The sequence below is a fragment of the Priestia endophytica genome (assembly GCF_026790145.1).
Lineage (GTDB): Bacteria > Bacillota > Bacilli > Bacillales > Bacillaceae_H > Bacillus_I > Bacillus_I endophytica_A.
In genome coordinates this window covers 1-10,671 of sequence record NZ_JALAMS010000040.1, presented here as the reverse complement: position 1 = coordinate 10,671, position 10,671 = coordinate 1, and the positions used below count along the sequence as shown (strand labels likewise).

The 10,671-nt window shown below is 36.8% G+C and carries 13 protein-coding genes and 1 other annotated feature; of the genes, 12 read left to right on the top strand and 1 reads right to left on the bottom strand.

The window, feature by feature from the left end; translation table 11 throughout:
• The first annotated feature begins 358 nt into the window (after positions 1 to 358).
• The 12 genes from speD to MOC86_RS22860 all read left to right on the top strand — a co-directional run bounded on the left by speD (position 359) and on the right by MOC86_RS22860 (position 10,498).
• Positions 359 to 739, top strand: a complete 381-nt coding sequence (speD, locus tag MOC86_RS22915; RefSeq protein ID WP_019391228.1) for an adenosylmethionine decarboxylase — start codon at positions 359 to 361, stop codon at positions 737 to 739.
• 167 nt (positions 740 to 906) lie between these two features.
• Positions 907 to 1,371: a transcriptional regulator NrdR gene (nrdR, locus tag MOC86_RS22910; protein ID WP_019391229.1), complete on the top strand. Its 465-nt coding sequence runs from the start codon at positions 907 to 909 to the stop codon at positions 1,369 to 1,371.
• 24 nt (positions 1,372 to 1,395) lie between these two features.
• Positions 1,396 to 2,808, top strand: a complete 1,413-nt coding sequence (locus tag MOC86_RS22905; RefSeq protein WP_268586252.1) for a replication initiation and membrane attachment family protein — start codon at positions 1,396 to 1,398, stop codon at positions 2,806 to 2,808.
• Between the two features lie 64 nt (positions 2,809 to 2,872).
• Positions 2,873 to 3,808 (top strand): primosomal protein DnaI, encoded by a 936-nt coding sequence (gene dnaI / locus MOC86_RS22900; protein WP_268586251.1) that lies wholly within the window; start codon positions 2,873 to 2,875, stop codon positions 3,806 to 3,808.
• 94 nt (positions 3,809 to 3,902) lie between these two features.
• Positions 3,903 to 4,751, top strand: coding sequence for a sporulation protein YtxC (gene ytxC / locus MOC86_RS22895; protein WP_061802186.1), 849 nt, complete (start codon positions 3,903 to 3,905; stop codon positions 4,749 to 4,751).
• Between the two features lie 343 nt (positions 4,752 to 5,094).
• On the top strand, positions 5,095 to 7,038 hold the full coding sequence (gene thrS / locus MOC86_RS22890) for a threonine--tRNA ligase (RefSeq protein ID WP_268586250.1): 1,944 nt from the start codon (positions 5,095 to 5,097) through the stop codon (positions 7,036 to 7,038).
• Positions 7,039 to 7,167: 129 nt separating this feature from the next.
• Positions 7,168 to 7,297, top strand: a sequence feature (ribosomal protein L20 leader region).
• Between the two features lie 40 nt (positions 7,298 to 7,337).
• A complete protein-coding gene (infC, locus tag MOC86_RS22885; RefSeq protein WP_268586254.1) occupies positions 7,338 to 7,880 on the top strand; it encodes a translation initiation factor IF-3 in 543 nt (180 codons plus the stop codon).
• 30 nt (positions 7,881 to 7,910) lie between these two features.
• The gene (rpmI, locus tag MOC86_RS22880; RefSeq protein WP_019391236.1) at positions 7,911 to 8,111 is read left to right on the top strand and encodes a 50S ribosomal protein L35; all 201 of its coding nucleotides are present in this window, start codon (positions 7,911 to 7,913) and stop codon (positions 8,109 to 8,111) included.
• A gap of 31 nt (positions 8,112 to 8,142) precedes the next feature.
• Positions 8,143 to 8,502, top strand: a complete 360-nt coding sequence (gene rplT / locus MOC86_RS22875) for a 50S ribosomal protein L20 (protein WP_019391237.1) — start codon at positions 8,143 to 8,145, stop codon at positions 8,500 to 8,502.
• A gap of 94 nt (positions 8,503 to 8,596) precedes the next feature.
• Positions 8,597 to 8,848: a DUF1294 domain-containing protein gene (locus MOC86_RS22870; protein ID WP_268586249.1), complete on the top strand. Its 252-nt coding sequence runs from the start codon at positions 8,597 to 8,599 to the stop codon at positions 8,846 to 8,848.
• Between the two features lie 15 nt (positions 8,849 to 8,863).
• Positions 8,864 to 9,352, top strand: coding sequence for a dUTP diphosphatase (locus MOC86_RS22865; RefSeq protein WP_268586248.1), 489 nt, complete (start codon positions 8,864 to 8,866; stop codon positions 9,350 to 9,352).
• 60 nt (positions 9,353 to 9,412) lie between these two features.
• A complete protein-coding gene (locus tag MOC86_RS22860) occupies positions 9,413 to 10,498 on the top strand; it encodes a M42 family metallopeptidase (RefSeq protein ID WP_268586247.1) in 1,086 nt (361 codons plus the stop codon).
• Between the two features lie 32 nt (positions 10,499 to 10,530).
• Here the strand turns inward: MOC86_RS22860 and sspI are convergent.
• Positions 10,531 to 10,671, bottom strand: a 141-nt coding sequence (gene sspI / locus MOC86_RS22855) for a small acid-soluble spore protein SspI (RefSeq protein ID WP_268586253.1), incomplete at its 5' end; no start/stop codon positions are given.

Here is a 10,671-nt window from a genome sequence, read left to right as displayed (position 1 = left end):
GTTTGTCTACGGTCTGAAAAGCCCACCTTAATGGTGGGCTTTTTTACATAATTTTAATTGGAAATAAAGCTTTATAGAAATATTTCTCATTTTAAAAATGAGATCATAAATAAATATAGCTTCACAAATCCTAACGAAGTGGCATTTCTCTTTTTTATTTAAAAAAGATGTGTTGCAAAAAAATTATAAACAAAGTATACTATGTTTTGTGAAATTCTTATAAGCCTTTTGCAGGCTAGCTACTTAAAGGGTTAGGACCTCCTTGGACTAACTTTCCCCCGTGGTAGTTAACGTGCGTTATTGATCAGAGACTTATAAGGAATTTGTATTTAAAAATGTTGAAGGGGGAAACATAAGTATGGAAACAATTGGTCGTCACGTAATCTCAGAGCTATGGGGATGCGATTTTAACAAGTTAAATGATATGGATTTTATTGAAAAAACGTTCGTTGATGCAGCGCTAAAATCAGGTGCTGAAGTTCGAGAAGTAGCTTTTCATAAATTTGCTCCACAAGGTGTAAGTGGAGTTGTTATTATTTCGGAGTCTCATTTAACAATTCACAGTTTCCCAGAGCACGGCTATGCAAGCATTGATGTTTATACATGTGGAGAGATGGATCCTAACATTGCAGCAGATTACATTGCTGAAGAGCTAGGAGCAACAACTCGTGAAAATATCGAAGTTCCACGTGGAATGGGTCCTGTTCAAATTAAACAAAATCAAGCAAATGCGTTATAATAATACAGCTGTAGAAAGAGGTGTCTATGTACACCTCTTTTTTGTTATATCCTTTTATAAGTGGCAAACTAAGTAGTAGAAAGTAGAACTGTTTGTAATAAACCTTGTATTTATAAAAGAAGTTCTATAAGATAAAAATACAAAAGTGAGAAGTTGGAGCTGAGAATATGAAATGTCCTTCTTGCCATTCAAATAGCACAAGAGTCTTAGATTCACGACCAAGTGATGAAGGACGTGCTATTCGTAGGCGTCGTGAATGTGAATACTGTCATTATCGTTTCACAACCTTTGAAAAAGTAGAAGAAATTCCGCTTATTATTGTTAAAAAAGATGGCGTGCGTGAAGAATTTAGTCGAGAAAAAATCTTACGCGGTCTTATTAGGGCTTGTGAAAAAAGAGCGGTACCATTAAAAAAACTTGAGGAAACAGTACGAGAAATTGAAACAGAGCTCCGCAATCAAGGAGGATCTGAAATTTCATCTGATTTTATTGGTGAAATGGTAATGGAACGTTTAGCAAAGATTGATGAAGTAGCTTATGTTCGTTTTGCTTCTGTTTACCGTCAATTTAAAGATATTAACGTATTTATTGATGAATTAAAAGAATTAATTAAAAAAGAACAGCAGAAATAACCGGAGAAGAAAGGTACGAATAATATGACTTCTCAACATTGGAAAGAATTGATTGCTATTGATCGTTATGTTGTTCATACAAATGATATTCTCCATGACTATGATCGTCAAATTATTACAAAGCTTTATCAGCCTCTTATCGGTCCAATCGGCTACAGTTTGTATATGACATTATGGAGCCAACTGAAAGAAAAAGAGCACTGGGGAAAAGAAGTCACCCATCATTATTTAATGGCTATGATGCAGTGTGGTCTTCCAGAAATCTATAGAGAGCGTCAAAAGTTAGAAGGAATTGGTCTATTAAAAACATTCGTGAAGGAGGAGCAAGAGCATAGGCTTTTTGTTTATGAATTAATACAACCGCTAACTCCTCACGAATTTTTTAATGATGGTGTTCTAAACGTTTATTTATACAATCGACTAGGTAAAAACGTTTTTCAAAATGTTAAACAACATTTCTTGTACCCCCCTCTGTCAAAAGATCAGTTCAAGGACGTTACTCGTTCTTTCAATGACACATTCCAAACTCTACATATGAGCGAAATAAGCAGTGTGCAAAAAGAAGTAAAAAGCACACTAACGAATAAAGAAAACTTTAAATATGTAGGAGAAGCAAAAAGTAACGGTATATCACTTGATGATCACACGTTTGATTTTAAGCTTTTTCTAGCAGGTCTTAGTGATACAATGGTACCTAAAAAAGCGTTAACAAGCGAAGTGAGAGAAGCGATTCAAAAAATCTCCTTCCTTTATGAAATAGATCCGATAGAAATGAAAAACGTTGTTATTGATGCAATTGATGAAAATGATGAAATCAACATTGAGAATCTTCGAAAGTCGGCACAAAACACGTATTTATTTAAATCAGGGGAAAGTTTGCCAACGCTTGTCGAAAAAATACAGCCTGATAAATTAAAAGAGGAAGAGAAAGAGCTAATAGGGCAAAATCCTGAAGATGAGCTCATTCCGCTTTTAAATAATATTTCGCCAAGAGAGCTTCTGGAAGGATGGTCACAAGGTGCTCAAGCTTCAAAAGCAGATTTGCAAATTATTGAAGATGTGATGTTTAAGCAGAAGCTAACACCCGGGGTTGTGAATGTTTTGATTTATTACGTGATGATTAAAACAGATATGAAGTTATCAAAGTCATACGTAGAAAAAATTGCAAGTCATTGGGCGCGAAAAGGAGTTAAAACAGTAAAAGAAGCAATGGATCTCGCTAAGAACGAGCATAAAGAATATCAGCAGTGGGAAGAGACGAAAAAGCAGTCAACAAATAAGAAGACAAGAAAACCTATAAGAAAAGAAATGGTTCCTGATTGGTTGAAAGAAAAAGAAGAAAATTCTGTTGAAAAGCTAGATGATGAAGAGAAAATAAAAGAAGAAGAGCGTAAAATGGAAGAGATATTAAAGCACTATCGCGAGTCAGAAGAGTAGTCTTTTTGTCGAAAAAGCGATACGATAGCTAGTGTCTTGTAACTAGTGAAGGTAGGTGAGGAAAGTGCAGCCAATTGATCGTTCTTTAAAAAAAGTAATGCAAAAGCCAGATTTTAAAACACGGCTTTCTAAAATGCGCATGATGGTGACAAATCAAAAAGAAGTGCAGGAATTTTTGCAAGAACATCGAGCAGAAATTGACGATAAGATGATTGATCGTAGCTTAATGAAGATGTATGAGTATACAACTCAAAGTAAACAGTGCAAAAGCTGTCCATCATTAGATCAATGTATTAATTTAGTGAAAGGATATGAGCCAAAGCTTACTTTGCAAGGAAAAACAATTGATTTACAATATGATCGTTGTCCAAATAAAATTGCCCATGATCAAGAAAAAGAGTACAAAACCCTTATTAAAAGCCTTCATCTTCCTCGTGAAATTTTGGATGCTAAAATGGGGAATATTGATATGGAACGAGGGCGAGCTAAAGCGCTAACGCTTGTTCATGAGTTTTTACAAAACTATGAAAACGGAAAGCCTGCTAAAGGTTTATATATATATGGATCGTTTGGCGTTGGAAAAACATATTTTTTAGGTGCCATTGCAAATGAGTTAGCAAAGCGAAACATTCAGTCTATTCTTGTTTATCTGCCTGAATTTCTACGCGAGCTTAAAAACTCTTTAAAAGATTCAAGCTTAGGAGAAAAAATTGAGCTTGTGAAAACAGCTCCTATACTTATGTTAGATGATATTGGGGCAGAGGCGATGAGCAGCTGGGTACGAGATGATATTATTGGAACAATTCTTCAGTACCGAATGCATCAAAGTTTACCGACATTCTTTACATCAAATTTAGGAATCAAAGAGCTTACACATCATTTCACATACTCACAGCGTGGTGAAGAAGAAGCGCTAAAAGCAGCTCGAATTGTAGAGCGGGTTAAAGCCCTTGCAACTCCTGTGAATTTGGTTGGGGAAAACCGAAGAGAACAAAAATGAGCAAGTCTATTACGAAAAGTAATGGACTTGCTCATTTTTTTTGCTTTCCTTCCATATATATGTAAGGGACGATGTTAGGTAAGGGGGGAATTGTTTGATTAGTGTAACGTTCGAACGAGAAGATGAAGCAATTATAATGCATAACTTATTAAAGCATTTTCGAAGAAGAACGCGTGTAAACAGGCTTTGTACAATTAATCGAATTAATACCAAAATTTTCATTCATATAAATGAACATAGAGAAACGACAATGAAAAATATTATTGTACCTGCTTTTACAACGTATGTTATTCGAGAGAAAGAAGAGAAATTTGTTTCATATCTTTTAGAAGACCTCTCTTTATATAGTACATGGGAAGAGCAGCAGCGGCTTTTTGCAACAATCTATTCTGTTATAAAGTGTGATGAAAAAGAACGTTCCCTTTACAAAAATTCAAGGTGGCAACTTGTAAATGAAGCTGTTCAAGATTTCCTTCAAGAAGATTTAGCTTTCTCTTTTGATGCCTTTAGAACATTTCGGTTAAAAGAGTACTATCAACGAATTTATCACTATATTCAGCTTGGCGTTGAAGAGCATGAGAAAGAAGAAGACTATCAAGTTTTTATTCATGAATTACGTGATATTATTCAAAAAAAGAAAACGTGGTTTCAGCATATTTCCATTGTATATAATGGTGAATTTCGGTTTTATGAAGAGCCATTTTTGGAGATAACTAAAGAGAGCGTTGAAAAAGCAAGAAAAGAGTTTCTAACAGAATATCCGTCTTTACGCGTGAATGAAAGAATTATTGCCCCGCTTTTAAAATGGGCTCCGCGTAAAATTCACCTTTATACAGATAAATGGGATCATGTTTTAATTTCCACTATCCAGACGATTTTTGAAGAACGTGTTTGTCTTCTTCCACTTCAAAAATTTCCGCCTCCTTCCCAAAGTAAAGGTTGATTTACGACAGGATTATTCTTATAATAGGAACGTACATTTTTTAAATAACAAAAGTAATGATGAGGACACGAACGTATGCAATACGGTTTGCAGAGAGGGAAGATAAAGCTGTGAGCTTCCTAACACGATTCATATGTTTACCACCTCTAAACTTCAGTAGTGAACGAGCATGTGCTTTATTAATTGCTGACGGGAGCCCCCGTTATCAACACTTGGAGCTGTTCTAGTGCGGTTATTTTGCATGAGCAGAAACAAGGGTGGAACCACGATGATTATATACATAACTCGTCCCTTTTTTTAGGGACGAGTTTTTTATTTTTTACATTTAAAAGGAGTGACCGAAATGGCGGAAGTAAGAAAGTTAACATTCCCAGATGGATCAGTAAAAGAATTCGAAGTGGGAACAACAACAGAGGATGTAGCTTTTTCAATTAGTCCTGGACTTCGCAAAAAAGCAATTGCAGGTAAAATAAATGGAAAAGAAATTGACTTAACAGCCCCAATTCAAGAAGATGGAAAAATTGAAATCTTAACACAAGGTTCAAAAGAAGCGCTTGAAATTCTTCGTCACAGTACAGCTCATTTAATGGCTCAAGCTATTAAACGCTTATATGGTAATGATGTTAAACTTGGCGTTGGTCCAGTTATTGAAAGTGGGTTCTACTACGACATCGATATGGAAGAATCTATTACACCTGAAGACTTACCTAAGATTGAAAAAGAGATGCAAAAAATTGTGGATGAAAACTTACAAATCGTTCGCGAAGAAGTATCTCGTGATGAAGCAAACAAAATGTTTGCTGAGATTGGTGACAACTTAAAGCTTGAGCTTTTAGATGCTATTCCAGCAGATGAAACAGTGTCTATTTACCGTCAAGGCGAATTCTTTGATCTTTGTCGCGGTGTACACGTACCTTCAACAAGCAAGATTAAAGTGTTCAAACTTCTAAGTTTAGCAGGAGCTTACTGGCGTGGAGATAGCAAAAATAAAATGCTTCAACGCATTTATGGAACAGCGTTCTTTACAAAAGATGAACTGAAAGAACATATGCGTCTTCTTGAAGAAGCAAAAGAACGTGATCATCGTAAAATTGGTAAAGAATTAAACCTATTTGCAAACGTTCAAAAAGTTGGACAAGGCCTGCCGCTTTGGATGCCAAAAGGTGCAACAATTCGTCGTATTATTGAACGTTATATCGTAGATAAAGAAGAGCGTCTTGGCTATGACCATGTATACACTCCAGTTCTTGCAAGCAGTGAACTATATAAAACATCTGGTCACTGGGATCACTATCAAGACGATATGTTCCCTGTTATGGAAATGGACAATGAACAGCTTGTTCTTCGCCCGATGAACTGCCCGCATCACATGATGATTTATAAACAGGATATTCATAGCTATCGCGAACTTCCAATTCGTATTGCGGAGCTTGGAACAATGCATAGATATGAAATGTCTGGAGCGCTTTCAGGACTTCAACGTGTTCGAGGTATGACGCTTAATGATGCTCACGTTTTTGTTCGTCCGGACCAAATTAAAGATGAGTTCGTTCGTGTTGTTCGTCTAATTCAAGAAGTATATCAAGACTTTGGATTAAACGACTACTCATTCCGTCTTTCTTACCGTGATCCTGAAGATACAGAAAAGTATTATGATGATGACGAAATGTGGAACAAAGCTCAAACTCTTCTTAAAGAAGCGATGGACTATCTTGAGCTTGATTACTATGAAGCAGAAGGAGAAGCAGCTTTCTATGGTCCTAAGCTAGACGTTCAGGTTCGTACAGCTCTTGGCAAAGACGAAACACTTTCAACTGTTCAGCTTGACTTTTTACTTCCAGAGCGTTTTGATTTAACTTACATTGGAGAAGATGGCAAACAGCATCGTCCTGTCGTTATCCACCGTGGAGTTGTATCAACAATGGAACGTTTTGTTGCTTTCCTTATTGAAGAGTATAAAGGTGCATTTCCAACTTGGCTTGCTCCTGTTCAAGCAAAAGTCATTCCTGTATCACCTGACGTGCATTTAGAGTATGCAAAACAAATTGAAGATGAGCTTCGTCAAGCAGGATTACGTGTTGAAATTGATGAGCGTGATGAAAAAATGGGATATAAGATTCGTGAAGCTCAAATGCAAAAGATTCCATACATGCTTGTTGTAGGAGACAAAGAACGTGATGAGAAAGCTGTAAACGTTCGAAAATACGGTGAGCAAAAGTCAGAAACAGTAAGCTTTGAATCCTTCCTTTCAGCTCTTAAAAACGAAGTTGAACAAAAAGGAAAGTAATTTATTGATAAAAATTGTTGCATATTTTTGAGTGCTCTGCTAAAATAGTTTTTGTTGCACTTTAAAGCAATTTGTTGACATGCTCAGTTGAGATGTGATATGATTTCTAAGGTAAATTGAATACTTGTTTGTGGAAAGAAGAGGCACCCGCTTCTCACCTGATTGACGCATCTTTTGCAGTTGATAGGTTTCAACACAACTTTTATGATAATATAAAAGCTGACGTGTGGGTGCTCTGTGCTCACACGTTTTTTATTGACTACTATCAACAGAGTGCTTCAATCCCAAACGTATTCCCTATAAAACCTTGGAGGTGGCTACTTATTAGCAAGGATAACACTTTAATCAATGAGAGCATCCGCGCTCGTGAGGTACGCTTAATCGATCAAAACGGAGATCAAGCCGGAATTAAATCTAAACAAGAAGCGCTTGAAATGGCAGGTCGTGTAAACTTAGATCTAGTGCTAGTTGCGCCAAACGCAAAGCCACCGGTATGCCGTATTATGGATTATGGTAAATACCGCTTCGAGCAACAAAAGAAAGAAAAAGAAGCACGTAAAAATCAAAAAGTGATCAATGTGAAAGAGGTTCGTTTGAGCCCTTCTATTGATGAACATGATTTCAATACAAAGCTTCGCAATGCACGCAAGTTTTTATCAAAAGGTGATAAAGTAAAAGCGGCTATTCGTTTTAAAGGTCGCGCCATTACTCATAAAGAGATTGGTCAGCGTGTACTTGACCGTTTTTCAGAAGAATGTGCAGATATTGCTGCTGTAGAATCTGCTCCGAAAATGGACGGTCGTAGCATGTTTCTTGTGCTTACGCCTAAGACGGATAAATAATTTTTAAAATTAGATGAGGAGGAACATCTCATGCCAAAAATGAAAACACATCGTGGAGCTGCAAAACGTTTCAAGAAAACTGGATCTGGTAAACTTAAACGTTCTCACGGTTACACAAGTCACTTATTTGCAAACAAATCAACAAAACAAAAGCGTAAACTACGCAAGGGTGCTCTTGTAAGCTCTGGAGACTACAAACGCATCAACCAATTATTACACAACGTTAAGTAATTTATAGTTAGATACACAGGAGGGAATTATTATGCCACGCGTAAAAGGCGGAACAGTGACGCGTCGTCGTCGCAAAAGAGTACTTAAGTTAGCTAAAGGTTTTTTCGGTTCTAAACATCGTTTATATAAAGTAGCAAATCAACAAGTTATGAAATCTCTAATGTATGCATACCGTGACCGTCGTCAAAAGAAACGTGACTTCCGTAAACTATGGATCACACGTATCAATGCGGCTGCACGTACAAACGGTCTTTCTTACAGCCGTTTAATGCATGGTCTTAAACTAGCTGGTATCGAAGTTAACCGTAAAATGCTAGCAGACCTAGCTATCACTGATGAGAAATCATTTGCTGAATTAGCAAACGCTGCAAAAGCTCAACTAAACAAATAATATAAAGGTGTCCAAGCGGCACCTTTTTTATTTGGACGAAAAAAGCTCTGCTCTTTATAATGAAGAGGAGAGCTTTTCTATTAAGGAGTTATATATGGTAATTTATTATGTCATTGTAAATATAATTGGCTTACTCATAATGAGAGAAGATAAAAAAAGAGCCAAACAGCATGCTTGGCGAATTTCAGAAAAAACGCTTTTTCTAATCGCCCTGCTTGGAGGAGCACTTGGCGGAATCATTGGGATGTACACTTATCGTCACAAAACGAAACATCCAAGTTTTACAGTTGGTTTTCCGCTTTTTATGGTGTTTCACATTGCTTTTATCTACATAATATTGAAATAAAAAGGAGAATACTTTATGAACTTTACACAGTTATTTTCAATGCAACGCGAGCTTGATACACATATTGAGCAAAAACACGGGTTACAGGAAGAATCATTAATTCAACGTAAAACGCTAGCTCTTCTTGTGGAATTAGGAGAGCTTGCAAATGAGACGCGCTGCTTTAAATTTTGGAGTTTAAAGAAACCGGCAGAACGAGAAGTAATCTTAGAAGAGTATGTAGACGGAATCCATTTCATTCTTTCTCTAGGACTTGAAATAAATATTGACCAAGAAAAAGATTTTAAAAAAGAAGAAAATGACAATAATATAAATGAGCAGTTTTTATACGCATATCAAACCATTTCTGCCTTTCAAGTCAATCAAGAGGAACAGCACTATGAGGCAATGTTCTCGTCTTATTTACAGCTTGGCTATCTTCTAGGCTTTTCGGCTGAGGATATCAAACGTGCATATTTAGAGAAAAACGAAGAAAATTTTAAGCGTCAAGAGCAAGGATATTAGAATAAAAAGTTCTTTTTCGATATAATGAAAAAGAATTTACCTTTAAGGAGGCTGAACAGGGTGGCTAAACTTGATGAAACTCTAACAATGCTTAAAGACTTAACAGACGCAAAAGGAATTCCGGGAAATGAACGCGAAGTTCGTGCCGTTATGGAGAAGTACATATCATCTTACGCAGACGACGTGACAACGGATCGTTTAGGAAGCTTAATTGCAAGAAAAGTGGGAGATGAAAGTGGTCCCAAAATTATGATTGCGGGTCATTTAGATGAAGTCGGCTTTATGGTAACAAATATTGATGACAAAGGATTTATTCGTTTCCAAACCGTTGGAGGATGGTGGTCACAAGTTATGCTTGCCCAGCGTGTCACAATTGTTACTTCTAAAGGAGATGTGACAGGGATTATCGGTTCAAAACCACCGCATATTCTTCCTCCAGAAGCGCGAAAAAAACCGGTTGAAATTAAAGACATGTTCATTGACATTGGAGCAAGCAGTAAAGAGGAAGCGACAGAGTTTGGCGTTCGTCCTGGAGACCAAGTTGTCCCATATTTTGAGTTTACTGTGCTACAGAATGAAAAAATGTTGCTAGCAAAAGCTTGGGATAACCGAATTGGTTGTGCTATTGCAATCGATGTTTTAAAAGGATTAAAAAATGAAAATCATCCGAATGTTGTCTATGGAGTTGGTACTGTTCAAGAAGAGGTTGGTTTACGAGGTGCTCGCACATCTGCAACACAAATTGAACCTGATATTGCATTTGGTGTTGATGTTGGGGTTGCAGGAGACACACCTGGTGTAACAGAAAAAGAAGCATTAGGTAAAATGGGGAATGGTCCTCAAATTATCCTTTATGACGCTTCAATGGTTTCTCATAAAGGCCTTCGTGACCTTGTAACAGATACAGCAGATGAGTTGAATATTCCGTATCAGTTTGATGCAATGGCAGGCGGTGGAACGGATTCTGGTGCTATTCACCTTACAGCAAACGGAGTTCCTGCGCTTTCTATTACAATTGCAACGCGTTATATCCACTCACATGCTGCAATGCTTCATCGTGATGATTATGAAAATACAGTGAAGTTGATTACAGAAGTTGTGAAGAGACTTGACCGTGACAAAGTAAATGAAATTACATTTAGCTAATAAAAAAGGAGCTCATATGAGCTCCTTTTTTATTAGCTACTTAATCCTTGTTCAAGGGTTGAAAGCATCTCTTCTTGATCCTCGCGATTTGAATGTTCCCAAATGATTTCAAATAAAACACCAAGACCAGGAAGCATTTTTTCTTCCTTACTTTCGATTGCATCTTTAATTGT